Genomic DNA, 25745 nt, shown 5'->3' with positions numbered 1-25745 from the left:
GATTCTTTGGGGAATTATTTTATCATTTCTTATATGGCATACGGATGATAAATACGATAAATTGTATCTTTGCCTTTCTAAAAAAACAAAGCCCCCATGAATTATCTGGAAGTATTCGGCACCCTCGTAGGACTGGCTTATCTATGGCTGGAATATAAAGCCAGCATTTACCTGTGGATAGCCAGTATTATCATGCCGGCCATTTATATCATTGTTTACTACCAGGCAGGACTGTATGCCGATTTCGGTATCAATATCTATTATCTGATAGCCTCTGTATACGGATGGATAATCTGGAAAAAACAACAAAGCCAGACTAATAATATACCACAAAATACAATTTCCTGCATGCCAAAATCCCGATGGTATCCTCTTGTGGGTATCACTACATTACTTTTTGCCGCCATTGCCTGGATACTTATCCGCTTTACAGACAGTAATGTACCCTATTGGGATAGTTTTACAACAGCTTTAAGCGTTGCTGCCCTATGGATGCTGGCACATAAATATATAGAGCAATGGCTGGTATGGATTATAGTAGATGTAGTATGCTGCGGACTCTATATATACAAGGAACTTTACTTTACAGCCGGACTGTATGGCCTGTATAGCATAATAGCTCTATTCGGATACATAAAATGGAAACAACTGATGTACACATCCCAATGAAAGATCTGTTTTTTTCTCTTCCCGAAGCCGTTGTTGTAGGCAATGGAGAATTTCCAAGTCATGAAATTCCTCTTCAGGTTTTAGATTCCTCCTCACTTGTGATATGCTGCGATGGAGGAGCAAACTCATACATAGAAAGCGGTCGTACTCCCCAATTCATAATCGGAGATGGAGACTCACTTTCTACTGATAACCGCACACGCTTTGCCGACCGTTTTCTGCACAGTTCGGATCAGGAGACTAACGACCAGACCAAAGCAGTTCGTTATCTTCACTCAAAAGGAATACGACGAATTGCGATTGTAGCCGCCACTGGAAAGCGGGAAGACCATACTTTAGGAAACATCAGTCTGTTGCAGGAATACCTGCACATGGGTATGGAGGTTACAATGCTGACCGACTATGGCTTTTTTGTAGCAGTACGTGGAACGCAAACCTTCAAGAGCTTTGCCGGACAACAAGTTTCCGTCTTCGGACTTCAAACCCAAGGAATGAGAAGCCAGGGGCTGAAATACTCCTTATACGATTTTACAGCATGGTGGCAAGGCACACTAAACGAAGCTGAAGGCAAAGAGTTTACAATCTTTACAGAAGGAGAATATCTCGTCTACCGTACGTATCAGAAAAAAGACTCTAACCTGTTATAGTTTTTCAACTGCTTTTCGAAACGGATTTCCCATACTCAACATATATAACCCGCAGAAAGTAAGCAAACCATTAAACATCAGCATTTCGTATCCGAATTTATATCCAGTCAGCCTCCACACGGTTTCGTCCAATACATAGCACAACAGTGGAGAAGCCAATGCAATATAAGGAACAAAACGATCTCTCGGGCAACGGTGTGTAAAGAGTCCAAAGCAGAACAATCCCAATAAAGGTCCATACGTATAAGAAGCCAAAACGTAAATAGTGTCAATAACACTTTGACTTCCTATGGCTTCAAATGCTAGAATACAACCTATAAATACACATGAGATAAAGAAATGTACTCTCCGGCGTATTCCTCTTGCCTTCTGTTCGGTATAGCGGTTTATTCCTAAAAGATCAATACAAAAACTGGTGGTCAGTGCAGTCAGAGCCGAATCAGCACTCGAAAAAGCTGCTGCAATAATCCCAATCGTAAACAGCACCAACACTCCATATCCTAAATATCCCCCTGCTGCCAGTTGCGGAAGAAGTTCATCCCCTTTGGCCGGAATTTCCACTCCAAACTGCGAATAAGCCATCAGTAACAAAACTCCTAATATCAGAAACAGCAAGTTGACCGGTAAAAAGGAACACCCATAACAATACATGTTCTTTTGTGCTTCCTTCAAGCTACGACAAGTTAGATTCTTCTGCATCATATCCTGATCGAGCCCTGTCATTACAATAGTAATAAAGATTCCACTGAAAAACTGTTTGAAGAAATTCTGCTTCGAATGCCAGTCATCGAACACAAAAATACGGCTATGCTCACTATTGCGTATAAGTTCGAACAACCCTTCTCCCTGCACATGCAGCACATCCGATACCTTATATAATATAAGTCCCAATGCAGCAAGCAGACAGAAAGTCTGTAAAGTATCAGTCCACACTATGGTACGGATACCACTCCGACGAGTATAAAGCCAAATCAGAACAACTGTTCCCGTAGCCGTCAGGGCAAAAGGTATATTGTATACATCGAACACATAGCGTTGCAGAATCAGACACACCAGATAGAGGCGTGCAGAAGCTCCGAGCAATTTGGAAAGCAGAAAGAAGGAAGCTCCGGTTTTATATGAACGCATCCCAATTCTCTCCCCCAAATAAGTATAAATAGAAGTCAGGTTCAACCGGTAATACAAAGGCAACAACACATGTGCAATGACCAGATATCCGACACTGAACCCGAGACAGGTCTGTAAATAAGTCATATCAATACCTCCTACCATTCCCGGCACAGATACAAAGGTAACTCCGGAAAGAGAAGCTCCAATCATCCCAAATGACACCAAATACCAAGGCGACTGTCTGTTACCGCGAAAAAATGCATCATTGTCTGCATGCGACTGCCCCGTCAAACGTGAGACCAATAACAGTAAGCCAAAGTAAAGAACAATCGTTACAAGAATAAATATTCCATTCATCAGATTTCTGCTTTTAGCGACAAATATAGCGAGAAGTTTTTGTACTTTTGCACGCAAATAAAAGAAAACACATGAGCCAGCAATATCCGTCAGCACTTTTGGAAAAAGCCGTTGGTGAGTTTGCCAAGCTACCCGGCATCGGCAAGAAAACTGCCATGCGTCTCGTACTGCATCTGCTCCGTCAGGATGCACAGACAGTGGAAGCATTCGGCAATGCCATGATTACACTAAAACACGAGGTAAAATACTGCAAAGTCTGCCACAATATATCCGATACAGAAGTTTGTAAAATCTGCTCCAACCCTTCACGGGACTCGTCAACCGTGTGCGTGGTAGAAAACATCCGCGATGTAATGGCAGTAGAGAATACCCAGCAATACAAAGGTTTGTACCATGTATTGGGAGGAGTCATTTCCCCCATGGACGGCATCGGCCCTTCCGATCTTCAAATTGAAAGTCTGGTTGAAAGAGTAAAATCGGGAGAAGTGAAAGAAGTTATTCTTGCACTCAGTTCTACCATGGAAGGAGATACAACCAACTTTTATATCTTCCGGAAACTCGCCCCTTACGATGTAAAGCTGACAATGATTGCCCGCGGAATTTCCATCGGCGACGAGCTGGAATATACAGATGAAGTAACATTAGGACGATCAATCGTAAACCGTACCGTCTTTACCGGTACTCTATAAATCTTTATTACCATGGAAAAAGAAATGACCCGTTTATTGAATTACTTAAAGGTAGAATATTTTCTGTTGTGGATTTTATGTGCTGCAACAGTTCTTTTATACGAAATGGACATCTTGCCACAAGGCATTTTCGTAGATGATCCGCGTGCAGACTACATTCTACAGGTTGTAGGAATCTTACTCACAGTAGGACTGATTCCCGTATCACTCCGCCTGTTCAGTTTATCTCTTACCAAATACATCAAGCAGCTTAACTTGATGGATGCATTGAAAAGCTATCGCCGGTGGAATGAAGTGCGCATCGCATTGCTGTTGGTTCCAGCCCTTATCAACCTGTCTATCTATTACTGGACCATGAATACTACAGGCTTGTTATGTGTCGGCATGGTACTGATAGCTTCCATGTTCTGCATCCCCGGACGCGAACGTATGTTGAACGAACTTGACTTGCAAGATAAACAGTGAATACATACAGACTTCAAAATCAGGAAATAACTCTCCGCGCACCAGAGCCCGAAGATATCGATGTGATGCTGGCCTTCGAAAACGATGAAGAGTTGTGGGATATGGGCAATACTACTGCCCCCTACTCCCGCTATCAACTTAAAAAATACATCAGCGAAAACCAGAACGACTTGTATGCAGACCATCAGCTTCGCTTATTGATAGAAACTCAATCCAAACAGATTGCAGGCATTATCGATTTATTCCAGTTCGACCCACGCCACAACCGGGCCGAAGTAGGAATTGTGATTCATCCGTCCTTTCGCCGGCAAGGATTTGCCCAAATGGCTCTATTCCTACTGGAACAACACTGCTTTCGCCGGCTCGGTATTCACCAGATATATGCATATATTCGCAAAGACAATATCGCATGCATACAGTTGTTTCAAAAATGTGGGTATTTTATCTGCGGAGAGTTGAAAGAATGGCTATATACCGGAAACGGCTATAAGGATGTATGTATTGTACAGAAAATAAACACTTTGACTCCACGCTAAGAAGTTCTTATGCTTTTTATCAAAAAGAAGGAATGACAAAAAAACAACTTTTTTCACAAAAAAGTGCCCAAAAGATTTGGTAATTCAAAAAAAGGTTGTACCTTTGCATCGCAATCGAGAGAGATAGCAACGATAAAAACAAAAACTTAATGGTGCGTTAGTTCAGTTGGTTAGAATACATGCCTGTCACGCATGGGGTCACGGGTTCGAGTCCCGTACGCACCGCACCCAAAAGCGTCTGTTTAAATTTAGACAGACGCTTTCTTTTTATATACAATTATCCCATTACAATTTACTTCAAAAAACGCGACTTGTATCGTGAGCTTACGCGACTTGTATCGAAGGCCAACGATACTTGTATCGTAAGCTCACGATACAAGTCACGTTTTTGAAAGTTTCGAACTACCCTTTTTTATCCCTTGCAAACTTCTATACGACTTCATTTCTTAATACAAAACAAGAATGCCTCCATATAGTCAGGCTCAAGCCCAACCATACAGAAGCATCCTCAAAAAAATATATACTACTCTCTATCGCACCCATTCTCTCTCCAATTCCACAAATCTCGGGAAAAGGATATTATTTTCTATATGAATATGCTCAAACAAAGCATCTACAAAAAGCTCCAGTTCTGCAAGCATCAGGCGATAGCTTCCACAAGCATCCTCGGGGACGCGGAAACCATGAGTTATTTCTCTGATGTGCAAATAGCGATTGCCTTCATTCTCATGCTCCATATGCATGACTCCAATCGGGTTGGCAATACTTCCACAATGCATTGCTCCGATACTATGTTCCTGCTGTGCAGCTTCAAACAAGTCGTACAGGTAAGGGAACAGGACATTTTCCTCTTTCTGCAAATGCATTTCCAAGTCTTCGAGAGATGCACGGACCAGTTCGTACAACTCATTCAACTCGGGGTGAGCTTCCCCATGCACTCTTCTCACCTTTGCGATTAAATCCAACAACTCCGGCCCCTTGCTACGAATGCCACGATGGTGTATTTTCAATACATAATCTATCAGCAAGTCCAAAGGCCATGAAGCAAACGGAATTTCTCCTCCAGCTATGGCAGTTTCCTCCTTTTGTAAAGCATCCAATATCTGTTCTGTATCCACTCCGGCATTAGCACAAGCTTTTTCCAGAGTCACACCTCCATGACAGCAAAAATCAATACCATAGCGCTTAAATACTTGTGCGGTTGAAAAACGTTCAGCCACAATATCTCCCACATTTTTATGTAATATATTCATACTTTTTATTTTATAAGATATTAAACAATTTCAGATCTTCGTCTACAGTTCCTATACCGGCTATACCAAACTGCTCTACCAGCACTTTCGCCACACCCGGAGAAAGGAAAGCAGGAAGCGTAGGTCCCAAATGGATATTTTTCACTCCCAATGAGAGTAAGGCAAGCAGAACAATAACCGCTTTCTGTTCGTACCAGGCTATGTTATACACAATAGGCAATTCATTAATATCATTCAAACCAAACACTTCTTTCAGCTTCAGTGCAATAACAGCCAGTGAATAACTATCATTACATTGTCCGGCATCAAGTACACGTGGAATACCATCAATGTCGCCCAATGACAATTTATTGTACTTGTACTTGGCACAACCTGCTGTCAGAATGACACAATCGTGAGGAAGTTTCTGGGCAAACTCTGTATAATATTCCCTACTCTTCATCCGTCCGTCACATCCTGCCATTACTATAAATTTACGTATGGCACCTGTCTTTACCGCCTCTATGACCTTATCTGCCAATTGTAAAACCTGATGATGGGCAAAACCACCTATTATCTGACCTTCTTCAATCTGCTCAGGAGCCTTACACTGACGGGCCAACGCAATAACCTCCGAGTAATCTTTCTTTCCGTTTGCATCAGATTCAAGATGACGACAGCCGGGGTAACCGGTTGAATTGCTGGTAAAAATACGGTCTTTATACGAAGCCGTAGCCGAAGGAGGAACAATACAGTTTGTAGTAAAGACAATCGGTCCATTGAATGAAGCAAATTCTTCACGCTGCTTCCACCAGGCATTGCCATAATTTCCTACAAAATGGGAATATTTCTTGAATGCCGGATAATAATGAGCCGGCAACATTTCGCTATGTGTATACACATCCACACCGGTTCCTTCTGTCTGTTTCAGAAGTTCTTCTATATCATGCAGATCGTGTCCGCTAATCAGAATACCCGGGTTTTGACGAGTACCAATATTCACAACAGTGATTTCAGGATAACCATAACGCTCTGTGTTGGCTTTATCCAACAAAGCCATTACTTTTACCCCGTATTCTCCTGTCTGTAAAGCTAAATTCAACCACTCTTCAACAGATAACAGATTTTCTGCCATACATCTTAAGGCATGGTTCATAAAAGCATGAATAGCCTCATCATTATATCCCAAGCGCATGGCATGTTCATGATAAGCAGCCATTCCTTTCAAGCCATACAGAACCAATTCCTTCAATGAACGCAAATCAGCATCCGTTTCACGAAGAACGCCTACACGCTGCGCTTTTTCCTTATATACCTCACGACTCCCCTGCCAACTCAGTTCATCCACTTTCGGCAAAGCAATTCCAGCCTCTTCTGCTTTTTGTATCAGGCGGTTTCTCAGCACAAGCCCTTTGTCTACTCTCGCCAGAATACTTTCTTCATCAAAATTTGCATTGGTAATGGTAGAAAAAAGAGCATCCGTTACAAAACCGCAAGTTTCATTGTCGGCTTTCATTCCATTGTCATGCAAGACATCAGCTACAACCGATACACCTCTTACTACAAAAAGCAGTAAATCCATTGCGGCAGACGTAGTATTGTTTTTTCCGCATACACCTTTCAATGTACACGCAATTCCTTTGGCCGCCTCTTGACACTGAAAACAGAACATCTGATTATTCTCCATAAAAATATCTTTAAATAAATACTTTACTAAATATTGCTTTATCTTTGCGCAAAGATATTCCATCGGATACAGATGAAGTGTAACCTATGTTACACCCGACAAAAAAAGAAGTTAAATCCTGTTTTCCCTATAAAGCCATGAGCAAATTCTACGAGTTACGCGACTTTCCCTTATTTACAGGATGCGCAATAGAAGAGTTTCTGCAACAAACGTCCAACCGTATCAGCACTTATAAGAAAGATGACTTGATAGCACTTCAAGGAGCACCCTGTCTCTCATTGATGCTTCTATGCGCCGGAGAACTTTCTGCACGTATGGTTAATGATGAAGGTAAAGAAATTATCATTGAAAGACTGAAAGCTCCAGAAGTATTGGCTCCTGCTTTCCTATATAGCAGTGAAAACTTTTTTCCTGTCACTCTAAAAGCAGAGACAGAAGTACGTATCTGGACACTCTCAAGAGAGGGTTTCCTCGACTTAATGACAACAGACAAAAATGTTCTTCGCAATTTTCTGCAACACATATCCGACCGTTCAGTTTTTCTAAGCAAGAAACTGAATGAATTTGCCTTACAGAACTTAAATGAGAGAATTGTAAATTACCTGAAACGGCACGGGCAAATACAAAACATACAAGAAGTAGCTTCCATCATAGGAGTAGCCCGTCCTTCACTTTCAAGAGCTATCTCTGTATTAATAAATGAAGGAGTCATAGAAAAGGAAGAAAATCGGTACAAATTAAAAAACGAATAGATATGTTACGGCAGAACCGACCTCAAAAAGTTTTCTTCAAAAAATAGATCTTCATAATTTAAAGAGTTTCTTTAGGTTTTATAGATGAAGAGCAATCTGTTTCCATTATGCCTGCCCAATACATATCTATAAAATGAAGATAAGTATCATAAGAAAGTCTTTTTTTCCCAGCGACAACAGAAGTCAGCAGAATATGTTTAAAAAAGGCTATAATACATTCATTACTAATTTCCTTCTTTATCCGGTCTGTTTTTCTCACCTCATCAAGCAACCTGTTACATAATTCACTTAATGGTATATAGTACTCCTTTACCATCATTTTCATTATTTTCTCACTACACATAATTTCTTCAAGAAAAGGTTGAGGCAAATCAATCAGCTGAGTATATAGCAACGAATTTAAACACTTTATTGCATCCACGGCCTGTACCCCCCCGCGTTTTTATTTCCACTTCATTTTTATACTCTTCAATACGATTCAACACACATATCTTCAATAACTCTTCTTTACTTCTGAAACATTCATAAACCGTACGTTTAGAGATAGACAGTGAACTGGAAATCTCGTCCATAGAAGTCCTTCTCACTCCTTGCTTCACGAAAAGTTCACTACTTTTAGTAAGAATTTTCTTTTTAACGTCATTCATATAATTTCCTTTTTAAAAGCACATATATCATATCTAAACAAAACCCCTTTGACGAATATTCTTAATGAGGAAATATGAATATAAGAGTGGGGGGAAAACACAAAATAGAATATTCGGCCAAAGGGGATAAATTGCAGTTTTAAATTACAGATCCTGACCACCTCCCAAAGCCTGATAAAGATTAATCAGACTTTGAATTTCCTTAAAACGATTTGCTGTTTGTGCCAATTCGGCGGATAATAAACTCTGTTTGGCAGTAAGCACTTCCAAATAAGTTGTATTACCATTCTCCATCAATAAAGATGTGCTTCGATATGCTTTTTTCAGTGAAACAATCTGCTGTTCATAGTTTTCATTCTTTTTTCTGCTCACTTGAAAAGATACTAAAGCATCATTGACTTCTACCCCAGCATTTAAAAGTGTCTGCTTAAAAGTTAAAGCAGCCTCCTCCTGTTGGGCCTTAGCGATCCGACGGCGGGCTATCAATGTTCCTTTATTAAACAAAGGTTCTGTAAGTGAAGCAACAGCTGAAGCCAGAAATTTTCCAGGATTTGTGATAATCTCGCCCAATGAATTCGTCCACCCGGCACTACCAGTCAACGTAACAGACGGATAAAAGGCTGCATTAGCTTGATTAGTTACATAAAAGGCTTGTTCCAAATCACGCTCAGTCACACGCACATCGGGACGATTGGAGAGCATCTGAATCGGAATTCCGACAGACAAAGATGGAGTAAAGCGTTGCTCTGAGAGCCTTCCTCTCGCTATTTTATGTGGCGTTTCTGCCAGTAACAAAGCAAGACTGTTTTCTACCTGATTAATCTGTTCCTCCAAATCGACTACCGAATTTTCTACCTCATAATAAGTAGCCCTCATTTGTGAGACAGCAGCCTCGTCAGCCTGTCCCGCATCCATCAATGCCTGTGTAGATTCTACGGTTTCCTTCCACGTATCTGCCGTATGACGGGAAATCTCCAATTGTTCATCAAGCATCAATAACGTATAATATGTATTTGCGATATTAGCTATCAAACTGGAGTATACCGCTTGCTTATAGTCTTCACTTTGCAGATAAGCGGCTTTAGCCTGACGCTTGGCATTCCGCAGTTTCCCGAAAATATCCAGCTCCCAACTGGCGGTAACCGGAAGTGTATAAGTGTGAGAAGCCTTGCTGCCTTCCACCGTACTGACTCCTCCTTGCGGAGACAAGGCAAAAGAGGGAAGAAAGGCTAGCTTGGCCGAAAGCAACGAAGCCTTGGCCTCTTCCACACGCAAACCCGCTGTCTGCACATCTGTATTCTGAGCCAACCCCTTTTCTATCAGTTCCTGCAAATAAGGATCTGTAAAGAAATCTCTCCAATGAATGTTTCCGATACTTGCCGTATCGGAAACTGCAACCTCTTCACCGTACAAATTCTCGGGAACTGAGGTCTGTGGTTCATAGCTGGTATATATCCCGCAACTACTCAACAAAAGCGTTGCGCCACATGCAATTATTTTTGATGTATTCATATTATTCATTTACTTACTTTTCTGTGTTAAAGGCACTTTTTTCAATCAAAGTCTGTTCCTTCTCATATAAGATCTGCTGGTCGGGTTCCTTCTGCATGGGAGTACGCAATTTCTCCTGAAAGTATTCAAATACCACAAAGAAAACCGGTACTACAAAAAGCAGAGCCAATGTACCAATCAACATACCTCCCACTACCCCTGTAGCCAAAGAACTGTTTCCATTAGCTCCGGCACCAGATGAAAACATCAGCGGAAGCATACCAAAAATCATACACAATACAGTCATGATAATGGGTCGGAAACGGGCCTGAGCAGCAGAATATGCTGAAGAGATAATACCCATGCCCTTACGACGACGTTCAATGGCATACTCTGTAATCAGAATGGCTGTTTTAGCTAACAAACCAATCAACATGATGGCTCCGGTCTGCAAATAGATGTTGTTCTCCAAACCTGCAACACGTGCAAACAGGAAACTTCCCATCAATCCGAAAGGTACAGACAGAATCACAGCCAGCGGCACCAGGAAACTTTCATACAAACAAGACAAAATCAAATAAATCAATACCACACAGAGGGTATAGATAAACACGGTTTGCGCTCCTCCGCTACCAGCTTCCTCACGTGCCATACCTCCGTACTCATAGCCATAGCCGGAAGGAAGTACCTGAGCCGCCACTTCTTTAATGGCTTTCTGAACTTCACCCGTAGAATATCCGTCGGCCACATTCACATTTACATCAATCGTATTATACAAGTTGAAGCGTTTTGCGATTTCCGGACCTAAGACAGAACGCAGCGTCACAAACTGACTGACCGGAGCCATCTCTGCTCCATTACGGACAAACATATTATCCAAAGCATGAGTATCAAGACGAGAATCCGGATCAGCCTGAATCATTACACGATATACTTTACCGAATTTATTATAGTTTGAAACGTATGAACCTCCACAATAAGCACCAACCACATCGAGCACATCATTCGGACTGATACCTGCACGTTTACATTTTGCGGCATCCACATCGACTGCTATCTGAGGGAAATTCATCGCATATGAACTATAGGCCATAGCCACTTCCGGGCGCTGGTTCAAAGCCATAATGAATTCCTGTACAGATTCATAAAAAGGCTGCATGTCACCACCGGTCTTATCCTCCATATAAAGTTCAACCGCATTACCTGTTCCATACCCCGGAATCATAGCAGGCTGAAAACAGAAAACCTGTGCTTCTTTAATCTGGCTGAACTGCTCATTCAGTCGTTTCATCACAGCCTCAACGGCATGTTCTTTTCCTTTTCGTTCGTCCCAGTGATACAATCGAATAATGATTGAACCGTAGGAAGTACCTTGACCGGAAATCAATCCATATCCAGTAATACGAGAATAATGCTCAATTTCAGGAGTAGCTCTTAATATTTCCTGTACCTTATCCATTACCTTATTGGTTTCCGCCAACGAATTACCAGGAGAAGTACTAATGTTCACCATCATCGTACCTTGGTCTTCTTGAGGCACAAGTCCGGTTTTGGTTGTCGACATCAAATAGACTAACAATACCGAAGCAATTCCCAAAGAAGTCCATACCAGCCAACGACGATGGAAAAAGAACATCAACCCTTTCTTATATTTACCCAACATCGTATTAAATGAAGCATTATACGCAGCACGCACACGGCCGCTGAAACTCTTCAAGTTTTTTTCGGTATCGGAAGGTTTCATCATCATGGCACACAAAGCCGGACAGAGTGTCAATGCATTTACGCAGGAAAGTCCTACTGCCACAGCCATTGTAACCCCAAATTGAGTGTAGAACACTCCAGAGGTTCCTCCCATAAAGGTCACCGGAATAAATACAGCCATAAATACAAAAGTACACGACACAACTGCCATTGTCACATCACTCATGGCATCCTTTGTAGCAAGATAAGGAGAACGATATTCCACATCAAACTTGGCCTGTACAGCCTCTACTACAATAATCGCATCATCCACTACGGTACCAATAGCCAGCACAAGAGCAAACAAGGTCAGGATATTGATACTGAATCCGGCCACCGACAGGAAAGCAAACGTACCAATCAATGACACAATGATGGAAATAGAAGGAATCAAGGTACTCTTGAAATCATGCAAGAAGAAATAAACTACCAGGACTACCAGAATAATAGCTATCACCAAGGTTTCAACCACATTGTCGATAGAAGCAAAAAGGAAGTCGTTTACACTCATCATCTGAATAAACTCCGTTCCCTCCGGAAGGTCTTTTGAAATATCATCCAGCAAGTCGGAAATCTCCTGGTTTACAGCTGTAGCATTGGCACCAGCCACCTGAAAAACCATAAAAGTAACTCCCGGTACCCCGTCAGCTTCACCATGGAAGCTATAAGATTCACGTCCCAATTCTACTTCTGCAATATCTCTTACCCGAAGTACAGAACCGTCTTTCTGCGAACGTATTACCATGTTTTCAAATTCCTCCACACTCTTCAAACGACCTTTATACTTCATGGTGTACTGAAACACATTATCCGAACTTTCACCCAAAGATCCTGTGGGCGCTTCAATATTCTGTTCTGCCAGCACGGTAGTTACATCGGAAGGTACCAGACCATACTGTGCCATTTTATCAGGCTTCATCCAGATACGGATACTATAGGTATCTCCCATCAGCTGTACGTCACCAACACCCTGAATACGCTTTACCTGAGGAATCACATTGATGTCAAGATAGTTGGCCAGGAAGGTCTCATCATAACGATTGTCGGGACTGATAAGACTGTTAATCTGAAGATAACTATTCTGACGCTTCATAGTGCTGACTCCAATTGCTGTTACTTCGGAAGGCAGCAATCCCTGCGCTTCAGATACACGGTTCTGCACATTCACCGCTGCCATATCCGGATCGGTACCCTGCTTAAAATAAACCAGGATTTCGGCCGTACCTGCATTGGTAGCGGTAGAAGTGATATATATCATGTTTTCTACCCCGTTGATACTTTCTTCCAGCGGCATAATAACACTGTTCATCACCGCATCGGCATTGGCACCGGTATAAGTGGCTTCCACACGCACGGTAGGCGGAGCGATATCAGGATATTGCTCTACCGGAAGTGTATAAAGTGATATAAATCCAACAATCAGAATCAAGACCGATATGGAGAGGGCCATCACCGGCCGCTTAATAAATATATTTCCTTTCATAATCGTCTGTTATTTTACTTGCGTTCCTTCACGAATCATTCCGGCTCCATCGGCCACAATCTCATCTCCGGCTTTCAGCCCATCCAGTACAATATATTCTTTTCCGTCATTGACCGGAGCCACCTTTATCAGAGTAGATACAGCTTTTCCGTCCACTACCCTATAGGCCAGGATTTTATCTTGCAGCTGTACGGTAGCTCCCTGCGGAATAACAATACATTTTTCATATACACTCGGAATCAGTACGTTGCCCGATGCTCCACTGTGCAGCAAGCGAGAAGCATTCGGAAATACAGCACGTACCCCTACTGTACCCGTTTCCTTGTCAATCACTCCACTGATAGATTCTATCTTTCCTTTTTCTTCATATACAGAACCATCGTTCAACTGAAGCTGAATAGCCGGCATATTTTCTACCGCTTTATCAATTGTACCATATTGACGCGCCAGGGCCAGCAACTGATTTTCAGTCATTGAAAAATAGACATACATGGTGGCATTGTCTGAAACAGTAGTCAGCGGCTGCGACATATTAGAACCGACCAATGCCCCTACCCGGTAAGGCAACATACCAACTACTCCATTACTGGGACTTTTGACTTCGGTATAAGAAAGGTCATTCCGCGCATTCACCTCCTGCGCCTTCGCCTGTGCCAGTTGCGCTTTGGCAGTCAGATACGCATTTTCAGTTGTCTGTAAGTTGAAACTGGAAACCACCTTCTTGGCATACAGTTCCTGTGTACTTTTATAAGTAAGTTCAGCGGTAGCCAGACTGGCTTTCGCCACTTCCACATTGGCAACTGCCGTTTCCAAAGCTGCCTTATAAGGAACCTGATCAATTACAAACAAGATCTCTCCTCGCCGCACAACATCCCCTTCCGATACATTTAATTTTTCAATATATCCTGACACTTGCGGATAAATATCAATATCCTGCATACCTTCTATGGAAGCAGAATAAGAAGTCATGATTTCCTTATCGGTATCCGCCGTAAGTGTTACAAGATTATAGCCTTTCTGAGTATTTTCTTTGTTTTCTGTCTTACAGGAGGTTATCCCCGTCGCACAGCCAACCAGTAACATCAGCCATACGTTTAATTTTCCAATCTTTTTCGTCATATTTGTTTCTTTTTTTGTTCGCGCAAAAGTAGCAAGCAAGAAAAAAAGGGAAGCAACAAATTTTCGCACAGGAATGTTCTATTTTCTCCATCCGCCTATTTATTCTATAAAATATGGAAAATAAGACATACTTGAGAGAAAATAAAACATAGCATCTTGACCAAAAATCTTCATCTTTGCAAAAAAGAATTATGGAAGAGATTATTAAACATATTCACATGGAAATGCTTCAGGCACATTGCGATGATCAAAGCTACATTGACGACTACATGTTTCTGACTGAACATCTGGAGAATGTGTTCCAGGAAAACAGGAATGTCAAACTGGAAGTTTTTCTGATGCTCTATTGTGAGGAAGGAGAAGTAAACTTAGAACTGAACAATGTAGCCCGACACCTACAGGCCAACGACCTGCTGATCAGTCTGCCCAATACGATTATAGGTCAGGTAATGGCCAGTCCCAATCATAAAGTAAAAATATTCTGTTTCTCCAACCGCTTTATCCAGCGGCTGACACAGACTCAGAAGTACAGCTGGAAGTCGATATGTTACATACAGGAAAATCCCATTAAGCATTTTGGAGAAAACCGGAACAAAACATTTCACCAATATCTGAAACTGATAGAAGACAAGATACAGACTCCACCCGACACCTACCAGAAAGAAATCCTGCTACACATTGCTTCAGCTTTTTATGGCGAGATGGTGGCCGAAACTACACGCAAATCTATTGAAAAGGAAAAACAGGGGCACCACACTCCTGTCAAACATCCCGACTTCATCTTTAAACAGTTCATGGAAGCACTGACAGCCGATAACGGAAAACACCGCACGCTGACTTATTATGCCGAATTATTTTGTTACTCACCGAAGTATCTTTCACGTATCGTCAAGCAAGTCAGTGGGAAAAATGCATTGACACTCATCCATGAAAATGCCATTGAGCATATCATTCCGGAGCTGAAACATTCCGACAAAAGTATTAAAGAGATTTCTGCTGACTTTGAATTTCCTAATGTTTCCTTTTTTGCACAATACGTAAAAAAGCATTTAGGTATGAGTCCAACAGAATATCGCAACAGCAATCAAGATGACAAATAATATAGACTAAAACTATTTTAAACTATGAAACGATGCATCTTATACAGTCTAAGTGGATTGGTCACCTTATCAGCCTATTCACAACATACATCCAACAGAGATGTTCCTCCCAACATACTACTCATAGTGGTAGACGACATGGGATTTTCAGACATACAACCCTTTGGGGGCGAAATACAAACCCCTCATATTAACCGACTGGCAGAACAAGGTATCCGGTTTACCCGGTTTCATACTTCCTCTTTAAGTGCTCCTACAAGAGCCATGCTCCTGACAGGCGTAGACAATCACCAAAACGGACTAGGTATCATGCCCCCTCTTCATGCTGAAAACCAATACATGCAACCCGGATATGAAGGGGGTATCAACCACAGCGTGATGACACTGGCCGAGGTGCTGCATGAGAATAATTATTACACCTGTATGGCCGGGAAATGGCATCTTGGGGCTCAAAAAGAGAATATTCCTTCCGAACGCGGATTTGATCAGAGCTTCACCATGCTAGGAGGAGGAGCCGGTCATTTTTGCAATTCATTTGCCCTGTCCGACAGCGAACAACCTGTCACTTTTTATCTGGATAATGGGAAAAGAGTAGACAAACTTCCCGATGATTTCTATTCCACTCGCTACTATACTGATAAAATGATTGAATATCTGCGTAAGTGCCCTCAAAACAAACCATTCTTCAGCTATCTGGCCTTCACCGCTCCACACGACCCTTTACAGATTATCCCGGAATGGAAAAACCGGAACAAAGGCATGTACGATGGTGGATACGACAGCATCCGTGTCGCCAGACTGGAACGACAAAGACAGATGGGGCTTATCCCCGCACAGACTCCTGATACAGGACTCAGCAATCCTAATAAACAATGGGACTTCCTCAACGAAGAGCAGAAAAAAGAACAAAGCCGCAAAATGGAGATCTATGCTTCTATGATAGAGTATGTAGATTATAGTATCGGACGAGTGATTAAGGAACTGGAAGAAGAACACAAACTGAACAATACGCTGATTTTGTTTATGAGTGACAATGGCGCAAACCCCAAAGAACCGGAATCATATCCGGGGAATACCAAAGAAACCATTCAGGAAAGATATGACAACCAGCTGGGAAATTATGGAAACTCCAACTCATTCATTTCGTTGGGAGAAGCCTGGGCCGAAGTATGTAATACGCCTTATAGTCTCTATAAAATGACAACCCACGAGGGAGGAATATGCGTACCACTTATTATTTCCGGGAAGAATATGCCCCAAAAAGGAAGCATTGATCACAGTACTCTGCTGCATGTAACCGACTTGTTCCCTACAATTCTGGAATATACTCATACCCAACGGCCATCTTCTTATCACAACATCTCCCTGGCTCCTCTTTACGGAAAATCATTTGTGCAAAAACTGACAGATATGGAGTCATCACCTTCACGTACATCCGGCGAAGCACTTTGTTTTGAAATGAAAGAAGATAAAGCCGTTATACAAGGTAAATGGAAAGCAGTACAACTCGCCCCTCCTCATGGAGATGGAACTACATGGAAATTGTACAATCTCGAAACAGATATTGCCGAACAAAATGACTTGTCTGCAATTTATCCAGCGAAACTAAAAGCACTTATCGAACTTTGGAAAGATTATGCAAAGTCTGTCGGATATATCCAGTCAGATCATTCCAGTATGATAAAAGAAATAGGAGCTGCTCAATTTTATAAATATGAAGCTAAATCAAAATAATGTAACAGAAATAAAACGATGTAGATAAACGTCGCAGGATTCAATCGACATCGTTGTTTGTAAAATCGTCGCTGTTGACTATACATTCAACAGCGACGATTGCGTAGCCGACGTCGTCGTTTTTAATCAGCTAATAGAATCATAAATTTGTATTTATGACAATGTGTGAATAATCAACTTTTTGCTTTCTGTGACAAATCACTACGGGAACGACTGATAGTAACCATATATACTCCGCCAAATATCAGTCCTACAGAAAGCACTTTTACCCAGTTGAATGAGTCCATACCCCAACATACAGCTACAATACTTGCAATGATCGGCTGCACATAATTATACATACCGGCTACCGTAGGACGCAGGTTCTTCTGCCCTACTACTACAAAAATATAGCTGAAGAAAGTGCTTCCTACTACAATAAAAGTCAATGAAGCAATTTCAGTACAAGTCAGCATATCCCAAGATGCATTCAGCAAATCATGATACGAAAACGGTAAGGCGCAGATAAAAGCATAAGTAAACATCCATTTCATAATAGTAAACAGAGAATATTTACCTACAAAGTCTTTAAAAAGCACGATATAAAGTGCATAGCTGCATTGCGCCAACAATACCAGCAAATCGCCCCAGATATAATGTTCTCCAGTCTTTTGAGCCGTATCGGTATGCTGGCTTCCCATAATAAGCAATAAAGCTCCTGTAGCTCCCAATGCAATACCCAATACTTTCTTTCCTGTAATAGGCTCTTTCAGATAAATAGCAGCCAGCACCATTGCTATAAGCGGCATACTGGTGGTAATAATCGAAGCATCGGCTGGAGAAGTCAGTCCCACTCCAAAAATAAAGCAGCCCTGATTAAACACAATTGCCAACAAAGAAGCCACAAACAATTTTGCAAGATCCTTATGCCCTACATGCTCAGGCTTTCTGAAAAACGAAGCTATCCAAAACAAGATCATTGCACCAAAAATGCGCAAATCTGTCACAACAAGAGGAGTTACCGCCCCTCCTAACATAACAAGTTTTGCCAAAGGAGACATTAACCCCCACATGGCATTCGCACAGAACATGGCTCCATGTCCTTTCCACTTTTGCCATTCCATATCTTTCTACCTTTACTAATACTTTAATCTTTTATATATAAATCGACTGCGATGGGTAAATGGTCACTATATCCGCCATGATACCTTTTTCCCCAATAAGTTCGATAAGGAGTATCACCTCCATAGCGTTCATCTTCCTCCAACAGGAAAGGGAAAGTTAAAATCCGTGCTTCCTTGTAGTTTGTCCGAATCCGGGATTTTTTATTCAGCATCATGCCGTTCACTATCATATGGTCTAAAATCCCCCATTCTCCACGATAACGATAAGTTCCCCCTTCTTTTCCATCCATCAAATTATACAAAGTCGTTTTCTGTATCTTTCTACCAGGTTTTACAGCTCCCAGCACTTCGGCTATAGAACGGTTGGAAGGATAATCATTAAAGTCGCCCATAATAATAACATGTGGGGTTTTTCGGACTCTCATCACAGAATCGGCTGCCTGACGAAGATGGCGTGCCGTAAACAGACGATAAGGTTCACTCTTGACTTCCCCACCCGAACGGGACGGCATATGGCAGACAAAAACATCCAACGTATCTCCGCTCACTACCCTTCCTATGACATGAAGAATATCGCGAGTGGGACGACGGTTTATCTCTTTATAAGGTATACTTATATATTGTGACCCGATAAGACGAAAAGTGGCCGGCTGATACAGCAAAGCCACATCTACCCCTCGCTCATCGGGCGAATTAGTCATCACATAACGATAGCCAGCATCGCGCAAGGGCGAATATCGGGTCAACCCATCCAAACAATATTCATTTTCTACTTCACACAAACCTACCAAATCGGGAACCTGCTCATGACTGGCAGCAAGAATTACTTTTGCTATTTTCTTCAGCTTATCCTGATAACGATTGTAACTCCAGCCTTTAGGACTTTCCGGCAGAAATTCTTTATCATTTTTCAGCGAATCATGCCGACAGTCGAACAAATTCTCTACATTATATTCCATCACACGGAACTGTTGTTGTGCCTGTACCGACAGACAGGTACAGCACACAACAAAAACTCCTAATATTGTTTTCAGTTTCATGCTTTTGCAGGTATATGAGCCAATACATCCAACAAATGACGCCAGAACTTGTCGACAGTAGGAATCAGCATACGTTCATCGGGAGAGTGTACGCCACGTAATGTCGGACCAAATGAAACCATATCCAAAGAAGGATATTTCTCCAGGAAAAGTCCACATTCCAATCCTGCATGAATTGCTTTCACCTTAGGTTCTGTGCCAAACAGACGTAAATAGCTTTCTTTGGCAATATGCAATATTTCAGAAGATGGATTAGGCTTCCAGCCCGGATAGCCATCGCCGGTAGTAACTGTAGCTCCACCCAGTTCGAATGCAGAACGAACCATCTGCGACATATCCTTACGAGAAGAAAGAATAGAACTGCGCTGACTTGTTACAACTACAATCATACCGTCACGCTGTTTTACCGATGCCAGATTCGATGAAGTTTCTACCAGTCCTTCGATATCCTGACTCATCGCATACACTCCATTGTGTACAGCATAAATAGAATGCAGGAAACGCTTCATAGCCTGAGGCTCCATCACTTCTGCATGAGCAGCTTCCGATTCCAAATCCATCATCAGATTAGGTTCTGTTACTGCAAATTCATTTTCTACTTCAGCCAGGAAGATGTTCAACGCCACACGTACCGATTCCTTATCCTTCATAGGAACAGCGCACACAGCCGATGCTTCACGAGGAATAGCATTGTGCAGATTACCTCCGTCTATCTCGCTCAGATACAAATCATACTTCTGGCTCAACTGTACCAGATAACGGTTCAGTAGCTTATTCGCATTGGCACGGTTTTTATTGATATCATCACCCGAATGTCCTCCGGTCAAACCCTTTACTACCACACGGAAGAAAAAGTAACCTTCCGGAGCAGCAATCATCGGACAAGGGAACTGTGCTGTTGTACCAGCACCTCCTGCACAACCAATAAACAATTCACCTTCGTCTTCCGAATCCAGATTGACTAATATATCCCCTTCCATAAATCCTTCCTTCAAAGCAAAGGCTCCTGTCAGTCCGGTTTCTTCGTCTACAGTAAACAGACACTCTATTGGTCCGTGCTTGATATCATCGGCAGCCAGTACCGCCAACTGAGTAGCTACACCGATACCGTTATCTGCACCGAGTGTAGTACCTTTTGCCTTAAGCCACTCGCCATCTACATAGGTCTGTATCGGATCAGTATCAAAATTATGTTCTGTATCTTTATTCTTTTCACAAACCATATCCATGTGCGACTGCAAAATAACAGTTTTCACATGTTCCATACCCTGTGTAGCAGATTTCTTTATTAAAATATTACCTGCTTCATCTTCTTTATATTCCAAACCATGCTTCTGTGCAAAACCAATCAGATAAGCTCTGATTTTTTCTTCCTTCTTAGAAGGACGAGGAACCTGACATATTTCCTCAAAATAATGAAACACTGAAGCTGGTTGTAAATCTTTCTTTTCCATAAATCAAGTTTATTAAATTGTTTTTACCCTTTATTTTTTCTGCAAAAAGAAGTTAAATAGCTCACTTCACACATCGATATGTACTTTTTTCAGTCAAAAAGCAGATGGAATAGTGACAAAAACTATATATTTGCAACGCAAAAATAATAGAAATGGTTAAGACTATTCTGATAACAATGTTAATAGTTGCTATTTGTATTGCACTATTATCTGTAAAAATACTCTTTAAAAAGAATGGACGATTCCCCAATACGCATGTCAGCGGAAGCAAAGCGATGCGAAAAAGAGGAATAGGATGTGTGCAATCGCAGGATCGTGAAGCTCAAATTCCCAATCCACATGCAATAGCAGAACGTAGACATTCAGAGCAACAAGACTAATAATATTAACTTTTTAAGATATAAAACATGATGAAAAAAACAAAGTATATCCTGAAGGGATTTTTAATGCTGGTAATGGCATTTATGTTTACACAATGTGCCGACAACAAAAATGCTAATGAAGGCAATGCAACACCTGCTGCAGCTCTTGCATCGGGAGAATTGAAAATTGCATACGTAGAAATCGATTCTTTGCTGACTAAATATCGTTTTTGGAATGATTTGAATGAGATGATGATTCAGAAAGAAGAAAACATCCGTACAACTCTGAACGAAAAAGCAAAGGAACTTGAACAAGAAATGAGAGAATTCCAGCGTAAATTGGAAAACAATGGTTTTGCAAGCCGCGAACGTGCAGAACAGGAAAATCTCCGCATTGCACAAAAACAACGCGATTTGCAGCAATTGCAGGAAAAACTGGCTAACGAACTGCAAACTGAAAACCAGAAAAACAGCTTACAGCTCCGCGACTCTATCAACTCATTCTTGAAAATCTACAACAAAGACAAAGGATATAGCTTGATTTTCAGCAATACAGGTTTTGATAACTTGCTTTATGCTGACAAGGCATTCAACATCACTGAAGAAATCGTAGAAGGACTGAATGCACGTTATACTCCAAGTGCTGCTGTTAAGAAATAATTGATTAATACAAAAGCATACAATCCCCTTTTGCCGAAAACCAATACATAACGGCAAAAGGGGATTTTTATTTTGTTACAGTACACTTTTATCTCATCCTTATCATAACCTTAAAAAGAAAGCCCTTCAATCCTTATTTTTGTAAAAATGGATTTATTTATTATTTTTGCAAAGTTTTTTAATCAATATCATAACATTTTATCAACAAAAAGCAAATGAAACACACAAAAGGGCATCCAAAAGGATTATATCTTTTATTTGTAACAGAGATGTGGGAGCGGTTCAGCTACTATGGCATGCGTGCCTTATTCATGCTCTACATGGTACAAGCCTTACTCTTCGACAAAGAAACGGCTTCGCAAGTATATGGCAGCTATACAGGATTGGTTTATCTTACCCCACTGATAGGAGGATACATTGCCGACCGATACTGGGGAAACCGCCGCTCCATTGTTGTAGGTGCATTAACAATGGCAATCGGACAATTCTTGCTATTCCTCAGTGCATGTTTCTTTCATGAAATTGCTCTGGCAAAATATCTGATGTTTTGCGGACTTGGTCTTCTTATTTTAGGGAACGGTTTTTTCAAACCTAACATTTCAACCATGGTAGGAAGACTTTATACAAAGGACGATAAAAGAAAAGATGCAGCTTTCACCATTTTCTATATGGGGGTAAACGTAGGTTCTACACTTGCCCCACTAGTATGTGGATTAGTAGGAAATACCGGACATCCGGAAGATTTCAAATGGGGATTTCTGGCTTCATGTATAGGAATGTTACTGGGAGCTACTGTATTCCAGATTTTAAAAAACAAATACATTTGCGGACCTGATGGCGAACCTGTAGGAATGCCTCCTACAAAATATACTCAGGCAGACAAGAATACACCAGAGCAACCCAGCAAAAGTAAAGCCACCCAAAGAACTACTTTCATGGTAATGGGAACCTTGATTCTGACCTTGTTGTTTGCTGTCGACTGGAATGCATCCGGATGGTCTGTCTTTGCCAACACAGACTGGATAGGTGCCTTGATTTATGCTACAGCCATAATCATACCACTTACGATTATCACAGACCACTCGCTGACTGGTACAGAGAAAATGAGAATCGGGGTAATCTATATTATTGCATTTTTTGTCATCTTTTTCTGGGCTGCCTACGAACAGGCTGGAGCCTCACTCACATTCTTTGCAGACGAGCAGACCGATCGTCATATAGGCAATTGGGAAATGCCAGCAGCCTATTTCCAATCGTTCAATCCTATTATGATTGTAACGCTTGCTCCGGTTTTTGCAGCTATCTGGTCTTTCTTAGGCAAACGAGGATTGGAACCCAGTTCTCCACGCAAACAAGCTATTGGTTTGTTCCTCCTTTCAATGGGATACTTATACATTGCTTTCGGTGTAAAAGACATTGAGCCCGGTGTAAAAGTCAGCATGGTTTGGCTTACTGGATTGTATCTGATTCATACAATGGGAGAACTCTGTCTGGCTCCAATAGGATTGTCGTTGGTATACAAGCTCTCTCCGGTACGTTTCTCTTCTCTGATGATGGGAGTATGGTATCTGAGCACTTCAGCAGCCAATAAATTTGCCGGAGTTTTAAGCGGATATTACCCTGAGCATGGAACCGTAAGACACTTTTTAGGATATCAGATAGAAAACCTTTACGACTTCTTCATGCTGTTTGTATTTATGAGTGGAACAGCAGCTCTCATCTTGTTTGTCATTTCCGGAAAATTACAAAAGATGATGAAAGACGTATAAGTATTACATCTTACAAACGAATTTATACAGATAAAACATATGTACATTCTATAAAAATTTTATCTTTGCATATTAATAAAATCTAATATTAACTTTTTAAATCTTCATCAATTTATGTTCAACAAACATCCAAAGGGGTTGGTTGCCGCAGCTTTAGCCAATATGGGAGAGCGCTTTGGCTTTTACATCATGATGGCAATTCTAACCTTATTTATCTCTGCTAAATTCGGTTTGTCTGAAACCACAACCGGATATATCTATTCAGCTTTTTATGCATCTATCTACATTTTGGCTTTGGCCGGAGGTATAATAGCTGACAAAACTAAAAACTTTAAAGGAACTATTTTCGCCGGTCTCGTTCTGATGGCTATCGGATATCTGATTATTGCCATCCCTACTCCTACTCCAGTTCCAAGTCTTCCTCTTTACTTAGGATTAACCTGCCTGGGATTGGCTGTAATTGCCTTCGGTAATGGTTTGTTCAAAGGAAACCTTCAGGCACTGGTAGGACAAATGTACGATGATCCTAAATATTCACATTTACGCGATGCCGGATTCCAGATATTCTACATGTTTATCAATGTAGGTGCTGTATTCGCTCCATTTATTGCAATTGGTGTCCGTAACTGGTGGTTGAAAGCAAACAACTTCGACTATGATGCAACTTTGCCAGAACTTTGCCATCAGTACCGCGAAGCAATCATCCACGGAAAGGAAATGGCTCCACAGGCTATGGAAAACCTGACAGTATTGGCCAACAAGGTTTCTCTGAGCGGTGAAGCTGTTACTGACATGGGAGCTTTCGTAAACAATTACCTTGACGTATTCAACCGTGGTTTCCACTATGCATTTATGGCCGCTATCGTAGCAATGATTATTTCACTGGTTATCTATCTGTCTAACAAGAATACATTCCCAGATCCAGGAAAGAAAGCGGCAGAAAGCAAAACAGCAAAAGCAACTGTAAATAAAGAAGAAATCCAGATGAATGCTAAAGAAATCAAACAGCGTATCTATGCTTTGTTTGCTGTATTTGGTATCGTTATCTTCTTCTGGTTGTCGTTCCACCAGAACGGTTACTCACTGACTTACTTTGCCCGCGACTATGTAGACCTCAGTGTAATCAATATCGATTTAGGATTTACTCAAATCAAAGGAGCAGAAATCTTCCAGTCTGTAAACCCATTCTTCGTAGTAACACTGACTCCGCTTATCATGTGGATTTTCAGTTCGATGAAAGAAAAGGGTAAAGAACCTTCTACTCCGATGAAGATTGCCATCGGTATGGGTATTGCAGCTTTGGCTTATATCTTCCTTATGGTATTCTCATTCACACTTCCAACAAAAGATGCTTTGAGTACCATGACTGCAGAACAGGTTGATGCCATCCGTGTTACACCATGGATTATGATTGGCTTGTATTTCATCCTGACAGTAGCCGAGTTGTTTATTTCTCCATTAGGATTGTCATTCGTTTCGAAAGTGGCTCCTCCTCATTTGCAAGGATTAATGCAGGGATGCTGGCTTGCAGCTACAGCTGTAGGAAACTCACTGCTGTTTGTCGGAGGTATCTTGTACACCACAGTTCCTATCTGGGCATGCTGGTTGGTATTCGTAGGCGCTACCGGTGCTTCCATGATAGTAATGCTCTCTATGGTAAAATGGTTGGAAAAAGTAGCTAAATAAGCAATTACAATACAACTTATCATAAAAGGACGAGACCATCTCAAAATAAGCTTGAGATGGTCTCTGTTTTTTTATGCTACGTATTCGTGATTCTATTTGCTTTTTTAAATCGACGACGTCGGATACATAATCGCCCACATCGATTATACAGCCAACGACGACATTTCTACATTCGGCGACGCCGATTAAAGTTTCCGACATTCACCGGTA

Annotated in this window: 23 protein-coding genes and 1 tRNA gene; 13 read left to right on the top strand and 11 right to left on the bottom strand. The window is 41.4% G+C overall.

The features are described 5' to 3' along the window. The first annotated feature begins 96 nt into the window (after window positions 1–96). Window positions 97–669, top strand: a complete 573-nt coding sequence (gene pnuC, locus O6P32_RS00240; RefSeq protein WP_269876233.1) for a nicotinamide riboside transporter PnuC — start codon at window positions 97–99, stop codon at window positions 667–669. Then, the gene (locus tag O6P32_RS00235; protein WP_408636025.1) at window positions 639–1316 is read left to right on the top strand and encodes a thiamine diphosphokinase; all 678 of its coding nucleotides are present in this window, start codon (window positions 639–641) and stop codon (window positions 1314–1316) included. Before pnuC ends, O6P32_RS00235 begins: the two co-directional genes overlap by 31 nt. On the opposite strand, the gene O6P32_RS00230 is transcribed toward O6P32_RS00235, so the two are convergent. Next, complete coding sequence (locus tag O6P32_RS00230) at window positions 1311–2783, bottom strand: sodium:solute symporter (RefSeq protein ID WP_269876232.1); 1473 nt, start codon at window positions 2781–2783, stop codon at window positions 1311–1313. The genes O6P32_RS00235 and O6P32_RS00230 overlap by 6 nt on opposite strands. Before the next feature lie 71 nt (window positions 2784–2854). Here O6P32_RS00230 and recR point away from each other — a divergent pair, with 71 nt between their 5' ends. The 4 genes from recR (at window position 2855) to O6P32_RS00210 (ending at window position 4698) form a co-directional block, all read left to right on the top strand. Next, entirely contained in the window at window positions 2855–3472 is a 618-nt protein-coding gene (recR, locus tag O6P32_RS00225; RefSeq protein ID WP_178267301.1) for a recombination mediator RecR, read from the top strand. A gap of 12 nt (window positions 3473–3484) precedes the next feature. Further along, window positions 3485–3937 carry a hypothetical protein gene (locus O6P32_RS00220; protein WP_269876231.1) on the top strand — a complete coding sequence of 151 codons (453 nt, stop codon included), beginning with the start codon at window positions 3485–3487 and terminating at the stop codon, window positions 3935–3937. Beyond that, entirely contained in the window at window positions 3934–4473 is a 540-nt protein-coding gene (locus tag O6P32_RS00215) for a GNAT family N-acetyltransferase (RefSeq protein WP_269876230.1), read from the top strand. Before O6P32_RS00220 ends, O6P32_RS00215 begins: the two co-directional genes overlap by 4 nt. A 151-nt stretch (window positions 4474–4624) precedes the next feature. Further along, window positions 4625–4698, top strand: a tRNA-Asp gene (locus O6P32_RS00210). Window positions 4699–5003: 305 nt separating this feature from the next. On the opposite strand, the gene ric is transcribed toward O6P32_RS00210, so the two are convergent. Both ric and hcp read right to left on the bottom strand, forming a co-directional pair. After that, a complete protein-coding gene (gene ric, locus O6P32_RS00205) occupies window positions 5004–5735 on the bottom strand; it encodes an iron-sulfur cluster repair di-iron protein (protein WP_408636032.1) in 732 nt (243 codons plus the stop codon). Window position 5736: 1 nt separating this feature from the next. Continuing rightward, window positions 5737–7392 carry a hydroxylamine reductase gene (gene hcp / locus O6P32_RS00200; RefSeq protein ID WP_269876228.1) on the bottom strand — a complete coding sequence of 552 codons (1656 nt, stop codon included), beginning with the start codon at window positions 7390–7392 and terminating at the stop codon, window positions 5737–5739. Between the two features lie 137 nt (window positions 7393–7529). Between hcp and O6P32_RS00195 the strand changes: the two genes are divergently transcribed. Further along, window positions 7530–8144 (top strand): Crp/Fnr family transcriptional regulator, encoded by a 615-nt coding sequence (locus O6P32_RS00195; protein ID WP_178265554.1) that lies wholly within the window; start codon window positions 7530–7532, stop codon window positions 8142–8144. 58 nt (window positions 8145–8202) lie between these two features. On the opposite strand, the gene O6P32_RS00190 is transcribed toward O6P32_RS00195, so the two are convergent. The 5 genes from O6P32_RS00190 to O6P32_RS00170 all read right to left on the bottom strand — a co-directional run bounded on the left by O6P32_RS00190 (window position 8203) and on the right by O6P32_RS00170 (window position 14627). Further along, the gene (locus O6P32_RS00190) at window positions 8203–8469 is read right to left on the bottom strand and encodes a hypothetical protein (RefSeq protein ID WP_269876227.1); all 267 of its coding nucleotides are present in this window, start codon (window positions 8467–8469) and stop codon (window positions 8203–8205) included. Window positions 8470–8515: 46 nt separating this feature from the next. Continuing rightward, complete coding sequence (locus O6P32_RS00185; protein WP_269876226.1) at window positions 8516–8791, bottom strand: TetR/AcrR family transcriptional regulator; 276 nt, start codon at window positions 8789–8791, stop codon at window positions 8516–8518. A gap of 144 nt (window positions 8792–8935) precedes the next feature. Beyond that, window positions 8936–10303: an efflux transporter outer membrane subunit gene (locus O6P32_RS00180; protein ID WP_269876225.1), complete on the bottom strand. Its 1368-nt coding sequence runs from the start codon at window positions 10301–10303 to the stop codon at window positions 8936–8938. 13 nt (window positions 10304–10316) lie between these two features. After that, window positions 10317–13508 (bottom strand): efflux RND transporter permease subunit, encoded by a 3192-nt coding sequence (locus O6P32_RS00175; RefSeq protein WP_269876224.1) that lies wholly within the window; start codon window positions 13506–13508, stop codon window positions 10317–10319. 9 nt (window positions 13509–13517) lie between these two features. Next, window positions 13518–14627, bottom strand: a complete 1110-nt coding sequence (locus tag O6P32_RS00170; protein ID WP_269876223.1) for an efflux RND transporter periplasmic adaptor subunit — start codon at window positions 14625–14627, stop codon at window positions 13518–13520. A 191-nt stretch (window positions 14628–14818) separates the two neighbouring features. Here O6P32_RS00170 and O6P32_RS00165 point away from each other — a divergent pair, with 191 nt between their 5' ends. Together O6P32_RS00165 and O6P32_RS00160 are read left to right on the top strand one after the other, a co-directional pair. Next, the gene (locus O6P32_RS00165) at window positions 14819–15727 is read left to right on the top strand and encodes a helix-turn-helix domain-containing protein (protein ID WP_269876222.1); all 909 of its coding nucleotides are present in this window, start codon (window positions 14819–14821) and stop codon (window positions 15725–15727) included. Window positions 15728–15751: 24 nt separating this feature from the next. Further along, window positions 15752–17461 carry an arylsulfatase gene (locus O6P32_RS00160; RefSeq protein ID WP_269876221.1) on the top strand — a complete coding sequence of 570 codons (1710 nt, stop codon included), beginning with the start codon at window positions 15752–15754 and terminating at the stop codon, window positions 17459–17461. 173 nt (window positions 17462–17634) lie between these two features. On the opposite strand, the gene O6P32_RS00155 is transcribed toward O6P32_RS00160, so the two are convergent. Genes O6P32_RS00155 through O6P32_RS00145 form a run of 3 tightly spaced genes read right to left on the bottom strand, consistent with a single transcriptional unit; the run spans window position 17635 to window position 21058 of the window. Then, complete coding sequence (locus O6P32_RS00155) at window positions 17635–18564, bottom strand: DMT family transporter (RefSeq protein ID WP_178265548.1); 930 nt, start codon at window positions 18562–18564, stop codon at window positions 17635–17637. A gap of 23 nt (window positions 18565–18587) precedes the next feature. Further along, on the bottom strand, window positions 18588–19604 hold the full coding sequence (locus O6P32_RS00150; protein WP_269876220.1) for an endonuclease/exonuclease/phosphatase family protein: 1017 nt from the start codon (window positions 19602–19604) through the stop codon (window positions 18588–18590). After that, entirely contained in the window at window positions 19601–21058 is a 1458-nt protein-coding gene (locus tag O6P32_RS00145; protein WP_178265546.1) for an aminoacyl-histidine dipeptidase, read from the bottom strand. The genes O6P32_RS00150 and O6P32_RS00145 overlap by 4 nt, the downstream gene beginning before the upstream one ends. Window positions 21059–21210: 152 nt before the next feature. Here O6P32_RS00145 and O6P32_RS00140 point away from each other — a divergent pair, with 152 nt between their 5' ends. From O6P32_RS00140 to O6P32_RS00125, 4 genes are all read left to right on the top strand, one after another. Beyond that, complete coding sequence (locus O6P32_RS00140; RefSeq protein WP_178265545.1) at window positions 21211–21438, top strand: hypothetical protein; 228 nt, start codon at window positions 21211–21213, stop codon at window positions 21436–21438. 30 nt (window positions 21439–21468) lie between these two features. Continuing rightward, the gene (locus O6P32_RS00135) at window positions 21469–22080 is read left to right on the top strand and encodes an OmpH family outer membrane protein (RefSeq protein ID WP_269876616.1); all 612 of its coding nucleotides are present in this window, start codon (window positions 21469–21471) and stop codon (window positions 22078–22080) included. Window positions 22081–22295: 215 nt separating this feature from the next. Then, window positions 22296–23849 carry a peptide MFS transporter gene (locus O6P32_RS00130; protein ID WP_269876219.1) on the top strand — a complete coding sequence of 518 codons (1554 nt, stop codon included), beginning with the start codon at window positions 22296–22298 and terminating at the stop codon, window positions 23847–23849. Window positions 23850–23963: 114 nt separating this feature from the next. Next, window positions 23964–25535: a peptide MFS transporter gene (locus tag O6P32_RS00125; protein WP_178265543.1), complete on the top strand. Its 1572-nt coding sequence runs from the start codon at window positions 23964–23966 to the stop codon at window positions 25533–25535. Window positions 25536–25745: the final 210 nt, after the last annotated feature.

It is taken from the genome of Phocaeicola acetigenes, from assembly GCF_027529745.1.
In the GTDB taxonomy this organism is placed as follows: Bacteria; Bacteroidota; Bacteroidia; order Bacteroidales; family Bacteroidaceae; genus Phocaeicola; species Phocaeicola acetigenes.
This window is presented reverse-complemented; position numbering and strand designations above follow the sequence as displayed.

Coding starts and splice junctions, on each gene's coding strand:
- O6P32_RS00175 (WP_269876224.1), bottom strand. CDS start 13,508: ATGAAAGGAAATATATTTATTAAGCGGCCGGTGATGGCCCTCTCCATA.
- hcp (WP_269876228.1), bottom strand. CDS start 7,392: ATGGAGAATAATCAGATGTTCTGTTTTCAGTGTCAAGAGGCGGCCAAA.
- O6P32_RS00180 (WP_269876225.1), bottom strand. CDS start 10,303: ATGAATACATCAAAAATAATTGCATGTGGCGCAACGCTTTTGTTGAGT.
- O6P32_RS00140 (WP_178265545.1), top strand. CDS start 21,211: ATGGTTAAGACTATTCTGATAACAATGTTAATAGTTGCTATTTGTATT.
- O6P32_RS00235 (WP_408636025.1), top strand. CDS start 639: ATGGAAACAACTGATGTACACATCCCAATGAAAGATCTGTTTTTTTCT.
- O6P32_RS00135 (WP_269876616.1), top strand. CDS start 21,469: ATGAAAAAAACAAAGTATATCCTGAAGGGATTTTTAATGCTGGTAATG.
- O6P32_RS00160 (WP_269876221.1), top strand. CDS start 15,752: ATGAAACGATGCATCTTATACAGTCTAAGTGGATTGGTCACCTTATCA.
- O6P32_RS00155 (WP_178265548.1), bottom strand. CDS start 18,564: ATGGAATGGCAAAAGTGGAAAGGACATGGAGCCATGTTCTGTGCGAAT.
- O6P32_RS00185 (WP_269876226.1), bottom strand. CDS start 8,791: ATGAATGACGTTAAAAAGAAAATTCTTACTAAAAGTAGTGAACTTTTC.
- O6P32_RS00150 (WP_269876220.1), bottom strand. CDS start 19,604: ATGAAACTGAAAACAATATTAGGAGTTTTTGTTGTGTGCTGTACCTGT.
- O6P32_RS00170 (WP_269876223.1), bottom strand. CDS start 14,627: ATGACGAAAAAGATTGGAAAATTAAACGTATGGCTGATGTTACTGGTT.
- O6P32_RS00220 (WP_269876231.1), top strand. CDS start 3,485: ATGGAAAAAGAAATGACCCGTTTATTGAATTACTTAAAGGTAGAATAT.
- O6P32_RS00130 (WP_269876219.1), top strand. CDS start 22,296: ATGAAACACACAAAAGGGCATCCAAAAGGATTATATCTTTTATTTGTA.
- O6P32_RS00230 (WP_269876232.1), bottom strand. CDS start 2,783: ATGAATGGAATATTTATTCTTGTAACGATTGTTCTTTACTTTGGCTTA.
- pnuC (WP_269876233.1), top strand. CDS start 97: ATGAATTATCTGGAAGTATTCGGCACCCTCGTAGGACTGGCTTATCTA.
- O6P32_RS00165 (WP_269876222.1), top strand. CDS start 14,819: ATGGAAGAGATTATTAAACATATTCACATGGAAATGCTTCAGGCACAT.
- O6P32_RS00125 (WP_178265543.1), top strand. CDS start 23,964: ATGTTCAACAAACATCCAAAGGGGTTGGTTGCCGCAGCTTTAGCCAAT.
- recR (WP_178267301.1), top strand. CDS start 2,855: ATGAGCCAGCAATATCCGTCAGCACTTTTGGAAAAAGCCGTTGGTGAG.
- O6P32_RS00195 (WP_178265554.1), top strand. CDS start 7,530: ATGAGCAAATTCTACGAGTTACGCGACTTTCCCTTATTTACAGGATGC.
- O6P32_RS00145 (WP_178265546.1), bottom strand. CDS start 21,058: ATGGAAAAGAAAGATTTACAACCAGCTTCAGTGTTTCATTATTTTGAG.
- O6P32_RS00190 (WP_269876227.1), bottom strand. CDS start 8,469: ATGAAAATGATGGTAAAGGAGTACTATATACCATTAAGTGAATTATGT.